This window comes from Acinetobacter guillouiae (assembly GCF_002370525.2).
In the GTDB taxonomy this organism is placed as follows: Bacteria; Pseudomonadota; Gammaproteobacteria; order Pseudomonadales; family Moraxellaceae; genus Acinetobacter; species Acinetobacter guillouiae.
Map to the genome: position 1 here is coordinate 858,163 of NZ_AP014630.1, position 25,406 is coordinate 883,568.

Genomic DNA, 25,406 nt, shown 5'->3' on the forward strand with positions numbered 1-25,406 from the left:
TTATGTTGAATAATGTTATTATAACAGATGATTATCATTTAATTTTATGTGCTTTATTTGCAATTTCTTCTGCACTTATAAATTTATTTCTTATTATCTATAATAAATTTTATATTAATAAATTCACACAAGACTTTGTAGATTTATTTTATGGTGATTTATGTGGGGGTGAGATAATTAAATTAAAGAATAATATGTATTTATGGGTTTATCCATTTTTAACTGTTTATGTTTTAAGTTTTCTTAAAAATTTTTTTGGCGGAGTGGATGTGATTCCCTCTGTAAATGATTTAAATAACAAGCCTTTAGGGTTTTTCCCGAACTTATATAAAGAAAATTTGCTTTTATTTAAAAAGAGAAATTATACGTGGCTCTTGTTGAATATTACATTAAATATTGTAGCTATTGTTTTTATAGTGTATACGCTTATTTATGTAACTTTTTTTATATAAAATTTTAAATTATGCGTAGTCAGAGCTCGTTGCATATATATGATTAATCCCTTTAAATTAAACTTGGAAAAAATGAAATTACTATGATTTCTTTTTTTAAGGAACGATGCAATTGCCACTGCAAAATTAGAGGAAAAGGTAAAACAACAGTCGTGGAAAGTTTTAAATTTGCTAGGGCTAGGAACTGTAGTGAGTTTTATTGCTTTAAGGCTTGCAACTGAGAGAACGTGTTGGATTTCTGGTGAAATATATGATTTTGTAGAAGTTGAGAAAAGAAATGGGTTTAAGTAAAAAAATCTTTTTAACAGTAGCTCTTTTATGCTCACCACTAACTTTTGCTGATAGTGATAGCCTAGTAAAGGATAATCATAAAGTTTATTTTAAACAGGGTTCCCTGAAAATTTTCCTATTTGATGATGTTAATTATTGTTTTGATAAAGATGCTTTTTCAGTGGAGAGTTTAACGAATGATAAAAGGAAATATTTGTTTGTAAACTATACAGATGATTGCAATCCTAGTGGAAAGTATCAAATATTCGATATATCAAATAATAAAGCTCATAAGTTTTATTTGAGTCCATTATACGATCCAGAAGTTATAAATGATAAAAAACAAATTATTGAAAGGTTTAAAGATGGCCCTATAAGTTACACACGTATATACAAGTTGAAAAATGATAGATATTCTTTGCAAGAAGAATTAAAAACATTAAGTGATAATCTTAACCTAAGTGTTATTTATTATAATAAATCAACTATTTACTCTCTAAAAGACAATTCAAATCAAACAGTAAAAAATATAAAAATAAATTTACCTAAAGTATTTATTCTTGATAAAAATTATATAAAAACAAAGACTTACATTGTAAAAAATGATAAAGTAACAATAAAGAATATTATTAAAAACAGTGACTCATTATACCTTCATGTTGAATATTATGGAAAAACTAAGACAACAGAAGGATATATTAAATTATCTGATATTTTTTAGGAGTTTAGTCATAATTACGTTTGAGATTCATCATCAAAAAATATTTGCCATAACCATATAATTTTAATTGATATTTATCGAGCTGGCTGCTTTTAGCAAATTTAATATTTATAAAGAGGCTATTAAATGATGAGTATAAGTCATTAGTAGATGATGATTTTTTGATGACGGCAGTTACCCAACAGCTCCACAATAGAAAAACTTAAATGGTCAATCTAAATAATATTTTTGATCTTCATTCCTTCTCAATTTCCTAATCCAAGAAAAAAGCCAAATAGCAATCAACACAATACGGAGCAACACATTAGCAATCACATCAGTTTGTTTATATACGCTTTTAACAGCATTTTTGGTTACTCATCTATTGAGTTTTGATCAAACATCCCAGCCTCACAATCCATTTATTCATGTTACTCATCCCTAAACATGAATTTGGTTCACTTTTTTGTGAAATTATATCATTTTTATTCATGTACGGATTGCGGTATAAATTACACCAAGCGCTTCACGATAGATAAGATTATCGTTGATTCTGAATTGAGCGACCAAGTACAAGTCAGAAAATACGGGAAATACTATTGGCTGGATAGATCCAAAGAGAAATTGGATGGTTCAGAAAGAGCATGAAAAAAATTCAGGTTTATTTCAGAAATTAGGGTATCAGATCATCATGAGTAAAGATTTTACATTTACGATTAAGAGCATTAGTTTCGACGAAAACTATCATCCCTCTAATAATACGCGTATCACAACCAACTTTGCCAATTTAGCAAGAGGTGAGAGTCGCCATGACAATTTGCGCAATACCCTAACGATGATTGACAATCGTTTTAATGCCTTAGCGCATTGGGATAATCCTGAAGCAGATCGTTATTCTGTTGAGCTAGAAATCATTTCAGTTGATATTGATATCGAAGGCAACGGTGAGACTTTCCCTACGATTGAAATATTGAAAACCAATATTGTCGATCACAAAAATAATCAACGTATCGAAGGTATTGTGGGAAACAATTTTTCTTCTTATGTGCGTGATTATGATTTTAGTGTATTGCTGTTAGAACATAATAAAAATAAAGCTCAATTTAGCCTGCCAGAAAACTATGGTGAGCTTCATGGGAAGATTTTCAACGCATTTGTAAATTCAAATGCGTATAAAGAAAACTTTAAAAAATCACCAGTGATTTGTCTTAGTGTTTCAAGTAGCAAGGTGTATCACCGTACTGCAAATGTGCATCCAGTATTGGGTGTTGAATATCTGCAAGATGAATATTCATTAACAGATGAATACTTTGGAAAAATGGGTTTGCAGGTTCGCTATTTTATGCCGCCAAATAGTGTTGCGCCTTTGGCATTTTACTTCCGTGGTGATTTGTTGAGTGATTACACTAACCTTGAGTTGATCGGTACCATCAGCACCATGGAAACCTTCCAAAAGATTTACCGACCTGAGATTTACAACGCGAATTCTGTGGCAGGTAAATCTTACCAACCAAGTTTAAAGCATCAGGATTATTCACTTACTCGTATTGTGTATGACCGAGAAGAGCGTGGCCAGTTGGCGATTAAGCAAGGCAAATTTACTGAAGAGCAGTTCATCAAGCCATACAAACATATCCTTGAGCAGTGGTCTGCAAATTACGTTGCTTAATTTACCTAGATAGACAAGATTATTGATTATGAAAATATTATTACCGACTTCAACTGCTGGCAGCTTACCAAAACCTTCTTGGCTTGCCGAGCCTGAAAAACTTTGGTCACCTTGGAAATTACAAGATGAGCAATTAATTGAAGGCAAACAAGATGCTTTACGCTTGTCATTGCAAGAGCAACAACACGCAGGGATCGATATTGTTAGTGATGGTGAACAAACGCGCCAACATTTTGTCACCACGTTTATTGAACATCTGAATGGTGTTGATTTTGAGAAGCGTGAGACTGTACGCATTCGTAATCGCTATGATGCAAGCGTACCAACTGTTGTCGGTGCGGTGTCTCGTCAAAAGCCTGTTTTTGTTGATGATGCCAAGTTTTTACGTCAACAAACCAATCAACCGATTAAATGGGCGTTGCCTGGTCCAATGACGATGATTGATACGCTGTATGATGCGCATTATAAAAGCCGTGAAAAACTTGCTTGGGAATTTGCCAAAATCCTCAATGAAGAAGCCAAAGAGTTAGAAGCTGCAGGTGTGGATATTATCCAATTTGATGAGCCTGCATTTAATGTGTTTTTTGATGAAGTCAACGACTGGGGTGTTGCGACTTTAGAAAGAGCGCTTGAAGGGCTTAAATGTGAAACTGCCGTGCATATTTGTTATGGCTATGGCATCAAAGCCAATACAGATTGGAAAAAGACTTTAGGTTCAGAATGGCGCCAATATGAAGAAGCATTCCCTAAACTTCAACAATCTAAAATTGATATCGTTTCTTTAGAATGCCAAAACTCTCGTGTGCCAATGGATCTGATTGAATTGATCCGTGGTAAGAAAGTAATGGTTGGTGCTATTGATGTGGCAACCAACACCATTGAGACAGCAGAAGAAGTTGCCAACACATTACGAAAAGCACTTCAGTTTGTAGATGCAGATAAGCTTTATCCATCGACCAACTGTGGTATGGCTCCTTTATCTCGTGAAGTTGCAAGAGGCAAACTTAATGCCTTAAGTGCTGGTGCAGAAATCATTCGTAAAGAACTTAGCCGCTAGTATTCAACGATATTGTGGTGTAAAAAGGGTGACCTGTTTGGGTGAATGGATATCCAAGACCCAACGGGAAACCCTGATCACAATTTAGAGAACCCCAGTTCTACTGAGAAACTCATCCAGATGCAGTGCCTACATGACGGAATAGCAGGGTAATGCTAAATCTAAAAAAGTACGGTTCAATTTAGGAACAATGAAATGATTGAAGCAACAGACTTTAGAAATGCAATGTCTTTGTTGACTAGTGCAGTCAGTGTCATTACCACGACAGGTTTGTCTGGTCGTTACGGATTTACTGCGTCTGCCGTATGTAGTGTTACGGATTCGCCTCCGACATTATTGGTCTGTATGAATAAAGCGGCGAGTTCGCATGTGCATTTTGTTGAAAATAAAATTTTAACTGTAAATGTTTTAAGTGCACATCATCAGCATATTTCTAAAGCGTTTTCGTCTAAATTAAGCCCAGAAGAACGATTTAAACATGGTGTTTGGACGGAATTAGAAACTGGTGCACCGGTTTTAGATGATGCTTTGGTGAATTTTGATTGCGAGATTGAGCAAATTCAAGAAGTTGGAACACATACGATTTTTATTTGTCGTATTGTGGCAATTCAACAAAGTGAACATGATCAAAGCTTGGTTTATTTTAATCGTTCTTATCATCATGTCGGGCAGACCGAGGTTGCTTAAAGCCTGTTTGCTTAAAGCCAGTTTGCTTTTTGGTTTACGCCTTATGCCAGAGCTAAAAATAATAAGGCGTGTTGATCGGTTGAATTGATCAAATACGCTTGGTTAATACAATCATAATCAATTATTTAATTGCTTGAAAAATAATAATAATTTTAATGTTTTAAGAAAAATACAGCATTGACACCCGAAAAATCTCCGATTATTCTTTGCTGGCTGGCCTACATTGCCAGTCGGTTTTGACAGACCGTTGCCTAAGTGCATTGAAAAAACTTGTTTTTTTAATGTAGACTCGTTCGTCCCTCTTTTTGTTGCGGTAGGACGGGAGGGGGACGCCTTCGGGCGTGCTGATTCTTAGGTTCAGTCTGTCAACCCTCTTTCGTTCTGCCACCATAATTTTTATACATTGGCAGAATTTTGAATTGTTCAGGAGTTGGCCATGTATTTTATTCGTACACCTTCAGATTAGTGTTTAGCACGGTTTAACAGCCTTTGGGCTTTTAGGCATTGGCTGGTTATACCTAAAAAATATCAACAATAAAACTTGAGATCCACTCTGGTTACCTTTTGAAGCCTTTGATGCTTCTTTGCTTATAACAAGATTGAGAGTGGTTTTATCTCATTAAAACAAAAAAATATTTATAGGGAAGATATATGTCAAATTTAGATATTTCATTTCGAGCTTTAAGGGTACTCGATACCTCTCGAAGACTCTTTAACCTATACGGATTTCATCATGTTGGGGTAAACCGTATTATTGAGTCTGCTAAAATTCCCAAAGCCTCGTTTTATAAATACTTCTATTCTAAAGAGCGTTTGATTGAAATGAGTTTAACCTTTCAAAAAGATGCACTGAAAGAAGAAGTATTTACGATGATTTATAAAAAGAAAGACTTTACTGTTTATGAAAAGCTTAAGCATATTTTCTTTTTACATGCCAATCTGGAAGGGTTTTATCATCTACCGTTTAAGGCTATTTTTGAAATTGAAAAACGCTATCCCAATGCTTATCAAATCGTGGTTGAATACCGAAGCTGGCTGATTGATGAAATTTATAAACTGCTTTTAACCAGCAATGTGAATGCCTCAAAACAAGATGCACATATGTTCTTGTTTGTGATTGATGGAGCAATGGTTCAACTTCAGGGTGAAAACAGTGTGGATGATCGGGAGAGGTTGGTGGGGTGTTTTTTGGATGGGTTAGGGTAGTGTTGTTTGGGGCTTATAAAGATATTTTTTCAATAGAAAGGCTGATATGGAAAAGTAATATCGGTCCTTTTAATAAAGAGTTTATCTTATTCAACTAATAATAGATTCATTATAAGATAAAGCAGATCTATCTATCTTCGTAGTTGGTTGATTCTCCTATATACTCTTTAACCTTAACTTTAATCGATTTAGAAATTTTCAACTCACCTAATGCTCTTTCTACTTATTAATTTTAGAACTGATACTTACATAATTATTAATTTTCATTTAACTCTATTTTTTAATTATTATGATAATACTATCATTTGGTTTAATTTTATAGACTATTGATAAATAAATTCTTTTTTAATTTTATTATTTTTCATGTATAGTCTTATGAGAAAAGATAATTGTCAGGTGGTTTATTAGAGCACTCTATAGAAAATTAAATAATAAAGTTATAAACTAGGTTTTTAATCAGATTAGAAAGTTATGAAAATTTTAAAATATGTATCATTATATAGTTTCTTTCTTTTATCTGCATGTGGGAGTTCTGACTCTATTGATAGTGATATTAAGAATGATGAGTCAAGTATACAGAATATTGCACAAGGTTCTCAGAATTTATCAACCAATAATGAAATAGCAATACCCATGCATAAAAGTGGTTATGATGGGAAGTATTTTTTAATAAGTGATGAAAAGAAAAATCAAAAACATATAGTCATTTATCGTAGTGTCTGGACAGATGAAACTGTTTTTTCTAAAGATGAGATTGATTGCAATACTAGAAAATATAGAAGTTTAGGTGAGGGATCTAATAGTCTAGATGACTTAACAATGTATTCAGAAAAAAGTAAGTGGGTGGATGTTACCGAAGGAGGTAGTAGTGAAGATGTTGTTGATTTCATTTGTTCTTAAAATACTTAATATTTCAAGGAATTGATAAAATATATAACCTGTCAAGGCGTGTTACCTCAAGATAAATAAAATTATCTTGAGATTTCTTTTAATCTTCTCCATGAAGAGTTATTTTTAATAGTGGGTTTAACTAAGATTAGTCTATCTAATATATCTTTTAGATAAAAATCATAAGATTCAATTCTTGAACCTATTACTTGATCTAGTAACATGAGAATTTCTTCAGGGTGCTGTTCTAAAAGAAAAACTTTATCATCTTTAACTAATCTAAATAGGAATAAAGAGCCCGATTCTATTTTTCCTAAATAAGGCATTATATGCTTGGTAGCATCTATAAAGTCATTAGATGTTTCTAAAATTAAATTTAGCCATCTTTCTGAAAGTCTCGAATTTTGGAAAGCAAGCTCTTTAGGCCAAATGTTTTTGACAAAGTGTTGACCAAAACTCAACCAGTTTTTTTCTTTAATGATTATTTGATTCAACATCCATAATGAATGAGAAAGCATATCAATATCGCATTTACGCAATAAATTTCTTAATTCAATATCTGAATAGTGTTTAGGGTAAGAATGTGACCAAAAGCTCAATGCAACAATATATACTGCTAAATTATTTTTTAGTTTTTCATTAGTAAACCATTCTGGTTTACTTTTTATTAATGATTCAAGATAAGGTTTTATTTTTAAAGATGATTCTTTGTTTGGTATATTAAGTGTTATCCCATTCCAAACAGGCTCACTTAATGGATTTTCAATATCTAAAAGTGGGATTAAATGAGATTCAGCCCATTTTTTATAATTGTAATAGATAAAATTAAAACGATAAGCTATCATTACTGCCGCATGATCAGCTCCTTCACCCACACTATTTAGTGCTAATTCCAATCTCGGAAGGTAGTCTTTTTTGCAAATCATTGGATCTAATTCCCAAGCATTAAAGGTTGAAAATACTGCATCAACTAACTGACCTATAGGTGAGTTCAGGGCATAATCTAATGTTTTTCGAGATCTTTTGATAACTTTTCCTCCTCTTCTAATATCCCCAAATGAGCTTTTAGTTGCATCTACTCCCATAGTATTTAAGGCAATAAATACATAATCCCAAACTTGCCAAAACAGGGGCTGATTTGACCTACATGTATTTACAAGTTTTCCGTTAATCCATTGCGGTAAACAAAATCGACAACTTGAAATTAATTCTGATGGTAAAATTAATATCGTATTAGCAATTAATAATTTTTCTTCTAGAGTCGCATTATCAGGAATGTTATAAAATAACTGCTGCCAAAAACTTTCTCGTAAATTATTCAAATTAAGCTCATTTGAAAGCAACTTCAGAACATATGGTATATCTTTCTGTATTAGGCCAATAAATGGTCTGTTTTGCTCAAAAACTATATTTCTGTCCTTCTCAACTTCTTCTATCTTATCAAGTAGTTTTGTTGAGTCAATTAATAGAGTTAAATCTAGCGTTTCTATGGATGTATTGGTTTTTACGAAACCTGAAATAACATTGGAAGTGAATGGATCATTATCTAAAAAACTATCTCTCCATTTATCTGATGATTTAATTTTTAACAAATAACCACTAGAAGATTCAGATAGTCCTATTTTTGTACTTTCAATTTTACTCAAAAATCTACCAATATGATAAATTTTACTTTGTTCAAATCTTTTCTTATCAAAATATTCAGTATTTGGATAATATTTTATTATCCTTTTCTCAATTATTGTACGATCTTTTTCTTGAATATTATTCCATTGGTTGGATATAAGTTTAAATAAATCAGCTTCTAAAACTGAACTCCAAAAAAGTTCATCAGCGAAGTTTTTTATATGTTTTCCGATATGATATTTTTGAATATCTTGAGAATAAGTCCAAATAAATAGCTTCAAGCGATTGAAAATGAAGGAATCATTTTTTGGCCATTTTTCAGAAAGTTTGTGAATTTCATTTTCATCTATTTTGATTTGTCTGTTAATTAAGTGACTTATCCAAACAATTATTTTACCAATATTATCATATGTTTCATACATATCTTCATTGAAATCATTGAGTTTTATAGTTGGGTAATCTAAATGTAAAAATGAACTAATACTCGCTGAAGTAATTTTAAGTAAATTTAAATACTTAGTTAATGACCTTGCAAGAATGTCTATAACATCTATGAGAGAGTTCTCATGGACATCTATTGCATCGTGATTAAAACCAATGAATTTAGGTTTAAAAATAATTTTTTGATTATTTTCATCTTCAGTTGCTAAATATGATGTATATGAGAAGGTGTGGTTTATTTTTAGAGTTGGTTCTAGTAAAGACTCTAGATCATGTAAATTAGAGTTGGTAAATAAATTATTATTTTTTTCTACTAAAAATTTTAGCTCATACCAAGTTATTGTTGGTTGTCGTTCCAATAATTTATGGCTGAATATTAATTTTTCAAAAAAATCTATTTTATATTTAGATAGGGGGTGAGTTGTTTTACTAAATTCTTTTTCAATTTCACTAATTATTAATGGGTGTAAGTGGTTTTGGTTGGCTATCCACCATATGCTCTCTGGTTGTTCAATAACTTTTATAAACCACCTAATTAAGCTAGTAACCCTTGAGTTAACGCTGAACAGTTTTCTGTATTCTAGATTTGATATTCTTTCCCTTAAATTGCTTGAATGATCAATAGTTAAATTATCAATGAAATCTTCTCCTATATCATTTTTTAAATGACTAGGCGCTAACTCTATCTCTGTCCGATTGGGATCAGTATCAATGCCATATAGATCAATTGGATCAAGTAGATATTCATTGCCAGCTTCATCTTTTAAGTTTTTTGGTTCTCCCAGTCTTACGTATTTATCAAACACATAAATCCATTCTGCACGTGCAGGGGGATCATAGAACTGAAATTTATTTGCACCTTTGAGAGTGGAAATAAAATTAGTAACTTGTCCTCTTTCAAATGCTTCTAGATCTTTAGGACTTTTTTGACTCAGTTCAAAAATATGCTTATTCCAGTGATCTTCATCATGTGAATATTTTGACCATTCTGTAATGGTATTCCATAGATCATCATGATTGGGATATGAAATACCTATTGCACCAAGTTGTGCCCATTTTTTATCAATCTGACTTTGCTCACCTCTTTCAAATGCATATATTTGATTTTTATTCTCCGAATTTTCTGAGTTTAGTCCCTCAAGCAAATATCGAACTAGAGTATCATCACCTGAATACCCAATTAATACGACTGTACGGCGTGTCAATAGATTTGATAAAAAACGTGTAGCCCAACCATGAGATAAATAGGCACTACCAAAATCTTGAGATGAGATAATAAGATTGTTAGGTTCATTTTTCTTTGGGTCTATCCATTTGCCATGTAAGTAAACAATGCCTGATAAAGCATCTTTAGATTGCAGGTCGGGTAGATATGGTGGAACAAATGATTTTATTTTCCTATCTACTTTTTCAAAAAGTAGATCAAAGTTTGTTGTTATTAGAAAAGGTTTCTTTTCTTCATTTATCGAAAGTTTTAACAGATTCTCATGATTCGTTAGTAAAGGGGTTTTTGTAACTTTTAGTGTATTTAATAAAATAGTATCAACAATCTTATCACCATATGTTCTTTTTAATGCTGTAAATGTTCTATCAAATTGATTATTAAGGAGTAATTGTGAAACTTCATTGTTATCATCATCCAATGCATGTAATCTTTCAGCTACTTGTTTAGTTAGGCTATAAAAAGTAGGTAACCCAGCTGGAACTGATACTCCTGCCCCACAGAAAAATAAAAGTTCGCCTTTTTTTTGTGCTTCAATTAATTCATTAGGAATATTTGGACCACTTTTAGTAAAACGCATCTTATTTCCAACTTACGATTAGTAGCTTTTTTATTTATAAACTTATGTTTTATAACATATAAAAATCTATATATGAAGCGCTAAAATTTTCCTGAATCGAATAAAATTATCATTGGTAAATATATCAAAAGGGGTGTGAGCAGAGATCTAATATAGGAAAATTTGAAATATTTTTTAAGAATTCATTGTTAATAAAGCCCCTTTATTGTAAATAATGAACACCTGTATAAGTACCTTATTTAATTTATTTTAAATAAAAATGTTAAAAAACAATGTTAAATGTTAATATTTTGAGTCCGACCCTCGGAACAAATTGCAATGCATTCCATATACTACTAAAAGAAAAAATTGTAACTAGGTATCAAGCTAGCTGCAATTAAAAATTCAAGAATAAAAAATAGAGCCATGAGGCTCTATTTTTTATCAATGACAACATATGTGTCGCGTGACGGATATGTCGACGTCATGCGACACATCCCATGTCATTATCGAATACATAAATTCAAAAACTTATAAATTCTTGTGACACATAATGGCATTGGAATGCGACACAACCTATGACATTTTACGAGAAAAACGACACATCTATTGTCATTTTATAATACATAGATATTAAAAATAATTCTGACTTTAAGACGCTTTAATGGTTTAGTTTAAGTTCATCATGTGATGGGCAGTGAACAACTTATGATATGAATTTAAACCACTAAAATTGAATAGGTATGATCCTTGTTATAAGTGTAACTTTTGTAGAATAAAATAATGTGAATTTGATCACAATATGTAGATTTATTTATTAGTTGTAATAAAAATGTATTTTTTTTGTTTAAAAGATACTGATATATTAAATTTATCTTAAAAACTTAATATTTATTACAAAAATGCAAATTAATTTTACTATAACTGATGATCAAAAGCATACAGAGACAGGCCCTATTCAGGTGGGGTGGTTTTTAACGGATGATAAGGCTTCAATTCTTTTTAAACCACCATATCGTATGCGATCACAATCCCAACAAAAGCATGCAAAATCTGCAAGTCGTTGTCCAGCTGTACTTCAACTAGAAAGTCGTTATTTTGTGATCAATTGCCCATTTGATTTTCACTTACGTTTTGAACGAGATAAAACAGGAAAACCAGCATTGGTAAATGTATTGGGTGATGCTTCACCTGTGCGCGCTAACAAATTACGAGAGTTGTTGGCGCTTGTAAATGAAAATGAATGGCGTACGCCTAATGTTCCGATTCTTCAACTAAAACTCCCTTATTGTTTTGTAGCGGATGAGGTGGTGTATATCACCCAGTTAGATGCTTTTGGGCATTACAGAAAACATTCTTTACCTGGGACGATTTTTGGTGGGCGTTTTCCAATTCATATATGGCCTAGACCATTAATGTGGGCTTTTGAGTGGCATGATACTTCTAAAGATTTAATTTTAAAACGGGGTGAGCCTTTGTTTTATTGTCAGTTTGATGGTTTTGATCCATCACGAACAGTGAAATTAGTTCAAGCGGAAAAGACATCTGAATTAATGCAGTATATGGAACAGATTTCAGGGGTGGTGAATTATATGAATCAGACTTTTTCGCTGTTTAGTGAGATGGATAAAGTGAGACCAGAAAAATTAATTACTATGAAATGGGATTAATAATTTATATATTCACACAATTTAAAAAGGCATTCTTATTTTATGGATAATATTAAACATTTTTTATTTTTATTTTTATTTATTATTATTTTGGTAAAAATAGTAGTATTGCCAGTTAATGAATTTTTTATTTTACCAAATTATCTTGAATATAAGGCTAAAAATATTAAAAATATTAAAAAAGGATATGCTTGCTATAAGGGTAAATATAAAACTAGAAGTGGTAATTATGTTTATGAGTATGTTGTAGATAATACAGGTATGACAAGTTTTTCAGGCCTAAAAGTTAGATTCCCATTTTTATATAAGAGAGGAGAGTTTTTTAAAAAAATAGAAAATAATAGTCAAAAATGTATTGATGTAAATTATGTTGAAATAAATTATTTTTTTATCAAAAAAAAATATATTTATGATTTTATTTAAAAATATAAAGGTGAGATATGAGTAGAATTGGTAGTTTTTTAAACAATAGAGAGAAAATGTTTGAAGCTAATAATGCTGGTGGAGATTTATCTTCAACAATAAGTGCAATAAATAATATTTACTCTGAACTTAATAATGCGAATTCTGGTAATAATAGAGAGGCTTTTAGGTCTTTTTTGTTATTAGTTCAAGATGTTATTGATTTATTTCCGAATAGTAATAATTTAAATATAGCTAATAATTTAGTTAGGGTTGTAACACTTTCAGATAGATTGGCTTTAAATGTTAATGATTATATTGATACGGTTACAATAGGGTCATCTAAATATAACAATGGATTTGTAAAAAAAACATTAGTTTTGGATATATTTTCGGATGCGACGGCTATATTTTCAGAGTTATCGAAATTTACTAGAGCGAGTCCTTTAGGTGTTGTAGTTAATGTGTTTTCAATGCTTTTTGCAGCTATAAGCAATGGAATGAATTTAGCACCTGAATGGAATGATAAACAATTAATACATAAAGATGAAATTTTAAAACTATTTTTAGATGGGGTTAGTTTTGTTTTAGATAGTTCTGTAGAATTACTTCAACCGATAATATCAACTGTTGAAAACTATATACCAGATGGATTAAACCCCTGGGCTGGAGATGTTGTTGTTTTAATAGATGATAAAACTGGTGGTAATGATATAAAAGGAATTTACAATAGAAAATATACAATTTTTGGAAATGACGGTAATGATATCTTAATAGGTAATAAGTTAAATGATTATCTTGATGGTGGAGCTGATAATGATTTTCTTTATGGAGGTGAGGGAAATGATGTATTAATAGGTGGCTCTGGTAGTGATGAACTTTATGGCGGTGCTGGGGATGATGTCCTAGTTGTCAGTGAAATCGATACTAGTTTAACTAGTGCTGAAAATGCAGCTAAATTAGATCAAGTTGGCAATAAAGCATATGGTGGAAGTGGTAGCGATAACATTTATGGGGGAAATGGCTCAGATGAACTTTATGCTGGTGATAAAGACAATGACCCTAATGATGCAGGGACTATAAACAAATTATATGGTGGTGGAGGTGATGATTACTTATATGGTGGTGCAGGTAATGATTATCTTTATGGGGGATTAGGATCAGATCGGCTGAGTGGAGGAGATGGTAATGATTCACTTTATTTAGCCAGTGATAGTGATCCAGCTAAAATTGCATTAGATATCAGTAAAAATTATGCAGAAGGAGGAGCCGGTAATGACACCATTCATGGTAGTGATGGGGATGATTCAATTTTTACATCCGATATTAATGATGATGCCATTGATAAAGGCACAATAAACTATGCTTGGGGATATAAAGGAGAAGACTATATCCGTGGTGGGGATGGTAAAGATTTTCTCTATGGTGGGGATGATGTAGATACACTATTAGGTGGAAATGGAGATGATAAGCTTTATGGCGGGAAAAATGGAGATACTTTATATGGTGGTGAAGGTAATGATGAGCTATATGCTGGTAGACAAAAAGATGATCCTTTAGATACTGAAGATAACTATTTATACGGTGGTAAAGGGGACGATATACTTTATGGAGGTAAAGGTAATGATACTTTAAAAGGTGGTGAGGGATTTGATACTTATAAGGCTTATTATAAAACTTTAGTTAATGATGAGGATGGAAAAGGAATACTTTATTATAATAATAAAAATTTATTGGGCGCAGAAATGCGTTATAAATCTGATAGCTTATCGCCTCCTCCAGCTCTTGATTTCATTTCGAAAGGTTATGATATAAATGATAAATCAACTGGTGGTGGAAGACTATCCGTAATATCTAGTGGGAAAGACTGGGTAAGATACATTGTTTTAGGTGATATCAATTTTAAATATAAAGAACTAACTACAGAAGCTTTAGATACAAGAAGTAAGGATGATACAGATTTAGGTGTAAGATTTTATGTAACTGTTTATAAAGATGGATCAGAACCACCACCTCCAGAATATCCAAAACCTAAACCTCCATTAGCTCCACCTCCTATTCCTCCTACAAAATACGATCCATTAGTATTAGATTTAAATCATGATGGAAAAATTAGTACCACTCCACTTGGGACTGATGTTTATTTTGACATGGATGGAAATAGTTTCGCTGAAAAAACATCTTGGGTTCAAGCAACAGATGGTTTTGTTGTTCTAGACTTAAATGAAAATGGTAAAATTGATAATGGAAAAGAATTATTTGGAACAGATACGATTTTACCTGATGGCAGTAAAGCAAGTGATGGTTTCAAAGCATTAGAACAATATGATTCAAACAAAGATGGTCTAATTAATGGTAGTGATTTAATTTTTCAGAAATTAAAGATATGGAAAGATATTAATCAAGATGGAATTTCACAAAGTAATGAATTATTTACATTATCTAGTTTAGGTATAACTTCAATTTCATTAAGTAATCAATTAATTAATTCATTAGATGAAAATAATGTTATTCACACAAATAAAGGAAGTTTTACACAGACAGTAGTTGAAAATGGTATTACTCAAATAAAAAGTGGTTTAGCTGAAACTTTACTTTTTGAGGTAAATACTTCAGAAACAGTTTGGCAAAACCCAAATGAAACAGTTGAAAGTATTGATACAGATATTTCAGAGCTTCCTGATTTTCCTGGTTATGGTTCTGCTACATCGTTACACGATGCAATGCAATTAGATTTGACAGGAAAACTTAAAGAACTTGTTAGTGCATTTAGCGAGACACCTTCTGATCAGCAAGTATTATTAACTCATCAAATTTTGTATTTTTGGACAAATAAAAAACTTTCAACGGCAACTGAAGTAAAAAATATTTCGAGTATTGAAAAATTTGAAATAGTTAAAGTGATTTATGGTAAAGAGCTTGAATGGAAAAATTGGAATCCAGGAAATGTTAATGATTTAGATGGTTATTTCCAAAAAATATTATCTAGTGCTTATGTCCAGTTATTAAGTCAAACAGTTAAACAGGACTGGATTGATTTAGTCGCATTTCAAGAAGAAAGATTATATGAATCATATGATCCTTTTCCACCTTTGATTCAACCACCAGCTGGTGGGTCTGGTTCGTCAAGTGGAAGCGTCTATATACCTAATAAAATATACGCAACTACATGGGATAGCCTAAAGCCTAATAAATATGTTGAAAATGTTCTAAATCCTACACAGGTTAGGGAAGTGAGTTGGACTCTAGTTAATACGACTTGGCATGGTGACTTTAGTTTAGCAATTAAAGGGTTGATGAATTTATTCTTTATGGATTATGAGGTTGGTAAAATTGAAATTGAACAATTTCAATTTATTGTACAAGGTTTAGATCCTAATTCACCAGTATTGTATAAGGAACTAATAGAACAGTTTACTTTAAGTGCCCAATCTATTTTAGATGAGAATATACGAGATTTATTATTGGAATCTGTGTTTGTATTAGATGATTCAATCACTGGTACTAATGGTAATGATAAAATTAAGTCATGGGCTGGCGATGATAATATAAATAGTTTGGGGGGGGATGATATTATTTATGCTGGAATGGGTGATGATATTGTTAATGCAGGAGATGGTGAAGATATTGTTTATGGAGGGGATGATAATGATAGATTATCAGGTGAAAATGGTAATGACCTTTTAAATGGAGATTTAGGGAATGACACTTTATATGGTGGTGAAGGAAATGACACTCTTATCGGAGGAGTTGGAAATGATTATTTAGATGGTGGATCAGGTAATGATACATATATCTTTAGCCTGGGTGATGGTGTAGATACTATTCGTAGTTATGATAATACCAGTAATAAATTAGACCAAGTTACATTTAATGAAGGTATTGCACCTGAAAGTGTAAGCTTAAAACGTGTTGGCAATGATTTAATCATTAAATATTCTGAAAGTGATCAAATCAAAGTCGAAGGTTATTTTGATGCAAATGGTCCTACAGCATATCGTATAGATCAAATAGTTTTTTCAAATGGAACTAATTGGAATGTAGATTACATTAAAAATCAAGTTTTAGTTCCAAGTGATTCTGTAGATATAATTCAGGGCTATAGTAGCAATGATCAGCTCTTCGGATTAGCTGGTAATGACCAACTATATGGAAATGCTGGTAATGATACTTTAATAGGTGGAACGGGTAATGACTATTTAGATGGTGGATCAGGTAATGATACATATATCTTTAGTCTGGGTGATGGTGTAGATACTATTCGTAGTTATGATAATACCAGTAATAAATTAGACCAAGTTACATTTAATGAAGGTATTGCACCTGAAAGTGTAAGCTTAAAACGTGTTGGCAATGATTTAATCATTAAATATTCTGAAAGTGATCAAATCAAAGTCGAAGGTTATTTTGATGCAAATGGTCCTACAGCATATCGTATAGATCAAATAGTTTTTTCAAATGGAACTAATTGGAATGTAGATTACATTAAAAATCAAGTTTTAGTTCCAAGTGATTCTGTAGATATAATTCAGGGCTATAATAGCAATGATCAGCTCTCTGGATTAGCTGGGAATGACCAACTATATGGAAATGCTGGTAATGATACTTTAATAGGTGGAATGGGTAATGACTATTTAGATGGTGGATCAGGTAATGATACATATATCTTTAGTCTGGGTGATGGTGTAGATACTATTCGTAGTTATGATAATACCAGTAATAAATTAGACCAAGTTACATTTAATGAAGGTATTGCACCTGAAAGTGTAAGCTTAAAACGTGTTGGCAATGATTTAATCATTAAATATTCTGAAAGTGATCAAATCAAAGTCGAAGGTTATTTTGATGCAAATGGTCCTACAGCATATCGTATAGATCAAATAGTTTTTTCAAATGGAACTAATTGGAATGTAGATTACATTAAAAATCAAGTTTTAGTTCCAAGTGATTCTGTAGATATAATTCAGGGCTATAGTAGCAATGATCAGCTCTCTGGATTAGCTGGGAATGACCAACTATATGGAAATGCTGGTAATGATACTTTAATAGGTGGAACGGGTAATGACTATTTAGATGGTGGATCAGGTAATGATACATATATCTTTAGTCTGGGTGATGGTGTAGATACTATTCGTAGTTATGATAATACCAGTAATAAATTAGACCAAGTTACATTTAATGAAGGTATTGCACCTGAAAGTGTAAGCTTAAAACGTGTTGGCAATGATTTAATCATTAAATATTCTGAAAGTGATCAAATCAAAGTCGAAGGTTATTTTGATGCAAATGGTCCTAAAGCATATCGTATAGATCAAATAGTTTTTTCAAATGGATCAATTTGGGATATTGATGTAATTAAAGATAAAGTTCTTGGCGCGACAGAAGATAACGATGTCATTCAGGGCTATAGCAGCAATGATCAGCTCTCTGGATTAGCGGGCGATGATCAAATATATGGTAATGCTGGAAATGATACTTTAATTGGTGGAATTGGAAATGATTATTTAGAAGGTGGATCAGGAAATGACACCTATATCTTTGCCCCTAATTTTGGTCATGACATTATCTATAATTATGATAATTCATCAAATCGCCAAGATGTCATTCAATTTACAGATGGCTTAGTTCAAAGTAATTTCACCTACCGTCGAGAGAGTGATAATCTCATTATAAAAACACTTGATGGTCAGAATAGTATTACTGTTCGTTATTACTTTAGTAATGATGCAGCAGGAAATTATCAGATTGATTTAATTAAATTCTCAGACAATACAGTTTTAAATGTAGAAGCTATTAAAGCTCTAGTGCTCATAGGCACAGATGCTTCAGAAATATTACAAGCTTATGCTACAGGTAGTGAAATATCAGCAGGTGCAGGTGATGACATCTTGTATGGTAAATTCGGAAACGATACTTTCTATGGAGGGGATGGTCAGGATAAATTGTATGGCGATGCAGGAAATGACTACTTAGAAGGTGGGGCAGATGCTGATGAAATTTATGGTGGATCAGGTGATGATCAGCTTAAAGGTGGAATTGGAAATGATTATTTAGAAGGTGGATCAGGAAATGACACCTATATCTTTGCCCCTAATTTTGGTCATGACATTATCTATAATTATGATAATTCATCAAATCGCCAAGATGTCATTCAATTTACAGATGGCTTAGTTCAAAGCAATTTCACCTACCGTCGAGAGAGTGATGATCTCATTATAAAAACACTTGATGGTCAGAATAGTATTACTGTTCGTTATTACTTTAGTAATGATGCAGCAGGAAATTATCAGATTGATTTAATTAAATTCTCAGATAATACAGTTTTAAATGTAGAAGCTATAAAAGCTTTGGTACTTATAGGTACAGATGCTTCAGAAATATTACAAGCCTATAAGACAGGTAGTGAAATATCAGCAGGTGCAGGTGATGACATCTTGTATGGTAAATTCGGAAACGATACTTTCTATGGAGGGGATGGTCAGGATAAATTGTATGGCGATGCAGGAAATGACTACTTAGAAGGTGGGGCAGATGCTGATGAAATTTATGGTGGATCAGGTGATGATCAGCTTAAAGGTGGAATTGGAAATGATTATTTAGAAGGTGGATCAGGAAATGACACCTATATCTTTGCCCCTAATTTTGGTCATGACATTATCTATAATTATGATAATTCATCAAATCGCCAAGATGTCATTCAATTTACAGATGGTTTAGTTCAAAGCAATTTCACCTACCGTCGAGAGAGTGATGATCTCATTATAAAAACACTTGATGGTCAGAATAGTATTACTGTTCGTTATTACTTTAGTAATGATGCAGCAGGAAATTATCAGATTGATTCAATTAAATTCTCAGACAATACAGTTTTAAATGTAGAAGCTATAAAAGCTTTGGTACTTATAGGTACAGATGCTTCAGAAATATTACAAGCCTATGAGACAGGTAGTGAAATATCAGCAGGTGCAGGTGATGACATCTTGTATGGTAAATTCGGAAACGATACTTTCTATGGAGGGGATGGTCAGGATAAATTGTATGGCGATGCAGGAAATGACTACTTAGAAGGTGGGGCAGATGCTGATGAAATTTACGGTGGATCAGGTGATGATCAGCTTAAAGGTGGTTCAGGCACAGATCGACTAGAAGGTGGTGATGGTAATGATCAACTCTATGGCGGTTTAGATAATGATGAATTATTTGGTGGAAATGGAAATGATATTCTGAATGGTGGGGAAGGAAACGACAATTTAGAGGGTGGTTTTGGTAATGATACTTATATTTTTGCCCCTAATTTTGGTCATGACATCATTTTAAATTATGATTATTTAGAAAATCGCCAAGATATTATTCAATTTACCAATGGTTTAGTTCAAAGTAATTTCACCTATCGTCGAGAAAGTGATGATCTCATCATAAAAACACTTGATGGTCAGAATAGTATTACTGTTCAAAATTATTTTATTAATGATGCGGCAGGTAATTATAAAATTGATTTAATTAAGTTCTCAGACAATACAGTTTTAAATGTAGAAGCTATAAAAGCTTTGGTACTTATAGGTACAGATGCTTCAGAAATATTACAAGCCTATGAGACAGGTAGTGAAATATCAGCAGGTGCAGGTGATGACATCTTGTATGGTAAATTCGGAAACGATACTTTCTATGGAGGGGATGGTCAGGATAAATTGTATGGCGATGCAGGAAATGACTACTTAGAAGGTGGGGCAGATGCTGATGAAATTTACGGTGGATCAGGTGATGATCAGCTTAAAGGTGGTTCAGGCACAGATCGACTAGAAGGTGGTGATGGTAATGATCAACTCTATGGCGGTTTAGATAATGATGAATTATTTGGTGGAAATGGAAATGATACCCTCAATGGTGGTGAAGGAGATGACACTCTTATTGGTGGAATTGGTGATGATATCCTAAATGGTGATCAAGGTGATGATTTACTCAGTGGAGGTGCTGGGAATGATATTTACCGTTTTAATCTAGGATGGGGAAATGATCAAATCCAAAATGAATATAAAAATAATAATGAAGTCGATATAGTTGAATTCATTGGTATAAACCCAATGGATTTGGTGATTCGAAAAGTTGGTCAAGATATGGTGATCACTCACCGAACAACTGGTGATCAGCTGATTATTCAATCTCAATTTGAGCAATATGGTTATAACAAGCCAATACAATTTATTCATTTCGATGATGGAACAAAATGGAATCTAGATGATCTAAATGTGCAGGCGGTGAAAGGTACTGAGTTAGACGATGTTATTGAAGGGACTACCGATCATGATGTTATTCATGCTGGTGAAGGTAATGATATTGTAAATGGTAGCCAAGTATGGAGTGAAAACCCTGAATTACAATATTTTGTTTATGGTGAAGCAGGTAATGACATCATTAACGGTTCTGGTTATTTAGACGGCGGTATTGGTGATGATGAAATCACAGGCCGAGGACATTTACTCGGTGGTGATGGAAATGACGTCATTACAGGTAATGGAATACTGGAAGGGCAAAATGGAGATGATATTCTTTCTGGTCAAGGACGCTTATTTGGTGGTAATGGAGATGATCAACTTACATTGACAGAACTAGGTAATGATGCTGGTTACCTTTCAGGTGGTGATGGAAACGACACATTGACAGTCGATGTAAATCGGAGGGTTTTTGTGGATGATTATAATCGCAGTGAGTTCGTTCAAGATGCTGATGGCTACCATATTCCAATCGATGATGAACTAACAGAAGCACAACGCGCTGTTTATATTGAAGGTGGAAAAGGTAATGATATCATCAATGGATCATTTGGTGATGAAGTCTATCTATTTAATCTGGGTGATGGCCAAGATACGATTATCGAACGCCAAGCTGGACAAAATTATAATAATGTCGCTGTATCTTTTGATGTGCTGAGATTTGGTTCAGATATTAACGCTACGAATATTAGCTTACATCGTCATGGTGCAGATTTAGTTATAAAGCACAGCAATAATTTGGATCAGGTTACTATTCAAAATTATTTCAATGGTGGTCACTATAAAATTAATGAAATACAGTTTGCTGACCAAACTGTCTGGAATAATAGTTATATTGAAAATCATGTTACTTATCATGGAACTGCAGGAACAGATGAAGTTTGGGGGTATCGAGATAGTAATGAAATCTTTGAAATGGATGCTGGCGATGACAAAGTATACGCTGGTGCTGGTAACGACATTATCTATGGTCGAGTAGGCAACGATACTCTGTGGGGGCAAGCAGGGAATGACACTCTTTATGGTGGCGCAGGTGCTGACTATTTAGAAGGGAATGAAGGGGATGACACACTCTTCGGAGATGAGGACAATGATACCCTTTATGGTGGTGACGGAAATGATACCCTCTATGGTGGTCAAGGAAATGACATCTTAAGAGGTGGTAATGGTTTAGATACATTAGATGGCGGTGCAGGTGATGATAAATATTATTATTATCTCACAGATGGTGCTGATATCATTAACCAAACAGGTGGTGGTACAGATGTATTATGGTTGATGGATAATGGTATCACTCGTGATCGCATTAGTTTTAGTAAAATTGGCAATGATCTAGTTGTTACAATTGACCAAAATGCCAATCAAACCGTTCGGATTGTTGACCATTTCTTAGGTGGAGAGAAAGCAATTTCCTCAGTTCAAGCCAATGGGCAATCACCAATCACAGCCAAAGACATAGATGGAATTATTAAAGCACAAGCTTATGGTGGTTTATACGATACAGTTCTTGAAGGCACAAGTGCTTCAGAAACAATCAATGGAACGTCAGGCAAAGATTTAATTCAAGGATTAGATGGCAATGACACCATTTGGGCACAAGCTGGAAATGATCGATTGGAAGGTGGTGCTGGTAATGACTATCTTGATGGTGGTGCAGGTGATGATTCTATTTATGGTGGAATTGGAAATGACACACTCATCGGTGGTGCTGGAGCAGATATATTAGATGGTGGTGCAGGTGATGATAAATATTATTATTATCTCACAGATGGCGTTGATACGATTGACCAGACTGGTGGTGGTACAGATGTGATTTGGTTGATGGATCAAGGTATTACAGAAGATCGCATTAAATTCACAAAAGAAAATAATGACCTACTGATTACAATTGATAATAATGCAAACCAATCGATTCGAGTGAAAGATCATTTCTTAGGTGGTGAAAAAGCAATTTCATCAGTACAACCAAATGGTGGATACACAATTACTGCTGCGCAAATCGCCACAAAAGTAAACGGTTCTGGAAGTGGTACAGAAATGCCGAATCCTGCTGGAGACACGACATATAACTATAGCAGTGGTGCATTAACCATTACTGAAGTTTCTGGTACAGATAAAGTGGTGTTTGCTAGTGGAATTACGATGAGCCAAATCAGCTCTAATTTAACCAAATCAAGCAACGATCTACTGATTAAAGTAAATGGAAGCACAACAAATGTTGTGACAGTTAAAAACTTCTTCCTTGCTGGTAATTATTTAGTTGAAACATTCCAAACAGCGGCAGGTGAACAACTTACAGCTAGCCAAATCTTTACAGCATTTGGATTAACTATGCCAGAGACTGGTGGCACAACCAATGCAACTGGAGATACGACCTATAATTACAAGTCAGGTGATTTAACTATTACTGAAGTTTCAGGTAACGACAAAGTTGTATTTGCAAGTGGTATTACTTATAGCCAAGTGGGTAACAATCTTACTAAATCAGGTAATGATTTAATTATCAAAGTAAATGGAAGTGCGACCAACAAAGTCACGGTAAAAGACTTCTTCCTTGGTGGTGATAAATTGGTAGAAGTATTCCAATTAGCTACAGGTGAACAACTCACTGCGAACCAAATTTTCACTGCATTTGGATTAACTATGCCAGGGACTGGCGGCACAACGAATGCAGCTGGAGATACGACCTATAATTACAATTCAGGTGATTTAACCATTACTGAAATTTCAGGTAATGACAAAGTTGTATTTGCAAATGGTATTACTTATAGCCAAGTGGGTAACAATCTTACTAAATCAGGTAATGATTTAATTATCAAAGTAAATGGAAGTGCGACCAACAAAGTCACGGTAAAAGACTTCTTCCTTGGTGGTGATAAATTGGTAGAAATATTCCAATTAGCTACAGGTGAACAACTCACTGCGAACCAAATTTTCACTGCATTTGGATTAACTATGCCTGGGACTGGCGGCACAACGAATGCAGCTGGAGATACGATCTATAATTATACTTCAGGCGATCTAACCATTACTGAAGTGTCTGGTACGGATAAAGTTGTATTTGCGAGTGGCATTACATTTAGCCAAGTGGGTAGCAATCTCACTAAATCAGGTAATGATTTAATTATTAAAGTGAATGGAAGTGCAACCAACAAAGTGACTGTGAAAGATTTCTTCCTTGCAGGTGATAAATTGGTTGAAACATTCCAACTGGCAACAGGCGAACAGCTAACTGCAAGTCAAATTTTCACTGCATTTGGATTAACATTACCAAGTACTGGTGGTGAAACACCAAATACTAATGCGGTAGGAGATACAACCTATAACTATACGACTGGTGTTTTAACCATTACTGAAGTGTCTGGAACAGATAAAGTGGTTTTCAAAAATGGAATCACCTTCAATCAAATTGGACAATATCTTAACAAGTCTGGAAATGATCTGATTCTTAAACTGGATGGTAGTAATGCCAATAAAGTGACAGTAAAAGACTTCTTTTTAGGTGGTGCTAAAGTTGTTGAAACCTTTGAGTTTGAAACAGGTGGTTCATTGACTGCTGGTCAAATCTTTGGAGCATTTGGTTTAACAATGCCAACAACAGCATCCTCTAGCCGTATTGCATCGCCAATGAGTTTAACTGAAGGTGCTAATATGGATGTTGCAGCAGAAAATACATTGAACCAATCGGAAGAATCAAAATTGGTAAGTGATGAACAAGCTGCTAACGAGTTATTATCATTATTTAATGTTCAAAATATAGCGATTAATGGAAATATTATCGATGCACTTCCTGCTGTGCTGGCACAAACAAACCAATCGAATCAAGTTGAATATTCAATTTCTAGTAGTGTTCATAACCAACCTAATATTGGAAAACTTTCCAATTTATTGAATGGTTCAAAATCATCGGCAATTGATTTATCTAAATTGATTGGTGACATTGAAAATTCGAATGAAATTGAAAGTAATATTGGACATCAGCTAGTAAATGATTTCAGTCGGGAATTATCCACAGAAAAGGATATAAATATATTGAATCACAAAAATTGGAATGAACTTATTCATGTCAAACCTAAAGATTCTTATTTAGAAGATATGTTGATTAAGTCGGAAATTTTGTATTGATATTAAAGATTAAATGAGTTATCACTCATTTATTCGACTAAGTCTCACCTTGAAAAAGATTGAGAATATTCTATTTAGGATCGAGTTAAGCTCTTAGCTCGGTCTTTACTTTCTCATGAAGAAGCTCGGAGAGTTTTATTATAAGAAAGTTAACCTGCTGTC

11 protein-coding genes are annotated in these 25,406 nt (G+C 33.2%); 10 read left to right on the forward strand and 1 reads right to left on the reverse strand.

The genetic code is table 11. From position 1 onward, the window contains the following. Window positions 1–2 precede the first annotated feature (2 nt). From AS4_RS04095 to AS4_RS04130, 7 genes are all read left to right on the forward strand, one after another. Window positions 3–452: a hypothetical protein gene (locus AS4_RS04095; RefSeq protein ID WP_096733293.1), complete on the forward strand. Its 450-nt coding sequence runs from the start codon at window positions 3–5 to the stop codon at window positions 450–452. Window positions 453–729: 277 nt separating this feature from the next. Then, window positions 730–1,443 carry a hypothetical protein gene (locus tag AS4_RS04100; protein ID WP_096733295.1) on the forward strand — a complete coding sequence of 238 codons (714 nt, stop codon included), beginning with the start codon at window positions 730–732 and terminating at the stop codon, window positions 1,441–1,443. A 670-nt stretch (window positions 1,444–2,113) separates the two neighbouring features. After that, on the forward strand, window positions 2,114–3,091 hold the full coding sequence (locus AS4_RS04105; RefSeq protein ID WP_096735481.1) for a DUF1852 domain-containing protein: 978 nt from the start codon (window positions 2,114–2,116) through the stop codon (window positions 3,089–3,091). Between the two features lie 28 nt (window positions 3,092–3,119). Beyond that, on the forward strand, window positions 3,120–4,148 hold the full coding sequence (locus AS4_RS04110) for a methionine synthase (RefSeq protein WP_096733297.1): 1,029 nt from the start codon (window positions 3,120–3,122) through the stop codon (window positions 4,146–4,148). A 195-nt stretch (window positions 4,149–4,343) separates the two neighbouring features. Continuing rightward, complete coding sequence (locus tag AS4_RS04115; RefSeq protein WP_004722874.1) at window positions 4,344–4,835, forward strand: flavin reductase; 492 nt, start codon at window positions 4,344–4,346, stop codon at window positions 4,833–4,835. 651 nt (window positions 4,836–5,486) lie between these two features. Continuing rightward, on the forward strand, window positions 5,487–6,041 hold the full coding sequence (locus tag AS4_RS04125; RefSeq protein WP_096733299.1) for a TetR/AcrR family transcriptional regulator: 555 nt from the start codon (window positions 5,487–5,489) through the stop codon (window positions 6,039–6,041). 471 nt (window positions 6,042–6,512) lie between these two features. Further along, window positions 6,513–6,941, forward strand: a complete 429-nt coding sequence (locus tag AS4_RS04130; protein WP_096733301.1) for a hypothetical protein — start codon at window positions 6,513–6,515, stop codon at window positions 6,939–6,941. 71 nt (window positions 6,942–7,012) lie between these two features. Here AS4_RS04130 and AS4_RS04135 read toward each other — a convergent pair whose 3' ends face one another. Beyond that, window positions 7,013–10,798 (reverse strand): SIR2 family protein, encoded by a 3,786-nt coding sequence (locus tag AS4_RS04135; protein WP_096733304.1) that lies wholly within the window; start codon window positions 10,796–10,798, stop codon window positions 7,013–7,015. Between the two features lie 881 nt (window positions 10,799–11,679). Between AS4_RS04135 and AS4_RS04140 the strand changes: the two genes are divergently transcribed. From AS4_RS04140 to AS4_RS04150, 3 genes are read left to right on the forward strand one after another with little or no spacing between them, the layout of a single operon-like run. Further along, window positions 11,680–12,447 carry a hypothetical protein gene (locus AS4_RS04140; protein WP_004819286.1) on the forward strand — a complete coding sequence of 256 codons (768 nt, stop codon included), beginning with the start codon at window positions 11,680–11,682 and terminating at the stop codon, window positions 12,445–12,447. A 42-nt stretch (window positions 12,448–12,489) separates the two neighbouring features. Continuing rightward, entirely contained in the window at window positions 12,490–12,870 is a 381-nt protein-coding gene (locus AS4_RS04145) for a hypothetical protein (protein ID WP_096733306.1), read from the forward strand. A gap of 17 nt (window positions 12,871–12,887) precedes the next feature. Further along, window positions 12,888–25,244 (forward strand): calcium-binding protein, encoded by a 12,357-nt coding sequence (locus tag AS4_RS04150; RefSeq protein ID WP_096733308.1) that lies wholly within the window; start codon window positions 12,888–12,890, stop codon window positions 25,242–25,244. Window positions 25,245–25,406 lie beyond the last annotated feature (162 nt).

What these genes read in the sequence shown, in the direction of transcription:
- AS4_RS04110 (WP_096733297.1), top strand. Translation starts at nt 3,120, where the DNA reads ATGAAAATATTATTACCGACTTCAACTGCTGGCAGCTTACCAAAACCT.
- AS4_RS04125 (WP_096733299.1), top strand. Translation starts at nt 5,487, where the DNA reads ATGTCAAATTTAGATATTTCATTTCGAGCTTTAAGGGTACTCGATACC.
- AS4_RS04095 (WP_096733293.1), top strand. Translation starts at nt 3, where the DNA reads ATGTTGAATAATGTTATTATAACAGATGATTATCATTTAATTTTATGT.
- AS4_RS04135 (WP_096733304.1), bottom strand. Translation starts at nt 10,798, where the DNA reads ATGCGTTTTACTAAAAGTGGTCCAAATATTCCTAATGAATTAATTGAA.
- AS4_RS04150 (WP_096733308.1), top strand. Translation starts at nt 12,888, where the DNA reads ATGAGTAGAATTGGTAGTTTTTTAAACAATAGAGAGAAAATGTTTGAA.
- AS4_RS04145 (WP_096733306.1), top strand. Translation starts at nt 12,490, where the DNA reads ATGGATAATATTAAACATTTTTTATTTTTATTTTTATTTATTATTATT.
- AS4_RS04105 (WP_096735481.1), top strand. Translation starts at nt 2,114, where the DNA reads ATGAGTAAAGATTTTACATTTACGATTAAGAGCATTAGTTTCGACGAA.
- AS4_RS04115 (WP_004722874.1), top strand. Translation starts at nt 4,344, where the DNA reads ATGATTGAAGCAACAGACTTTAGAAATGCAATGTCTTTGTTGACTAGT.
- AS4_RS04140 (WP_004819286.1), top strand. Translation starts at nt 11,680, where the DNA reads ATGCAAATTAATTTTACTATAACTGATGATCAAAAGCATACAGAGACA.
- AS4_RS04100 (WP_096733295.1), top strand. Translation starts at nt 730, where the DNA reads ATGGGTTTAAGTAAAAAAATCTTTTTAACAGTAGCTCTTTTATGCTCA.
- AS4_RS04130 (WP_096733301.1), top strand. Translation starts at nt 6,513, where the DNA reads ATGAAAATTTTAAAATATGTATCATTATATAGTTTCTTTCTTTTATCT.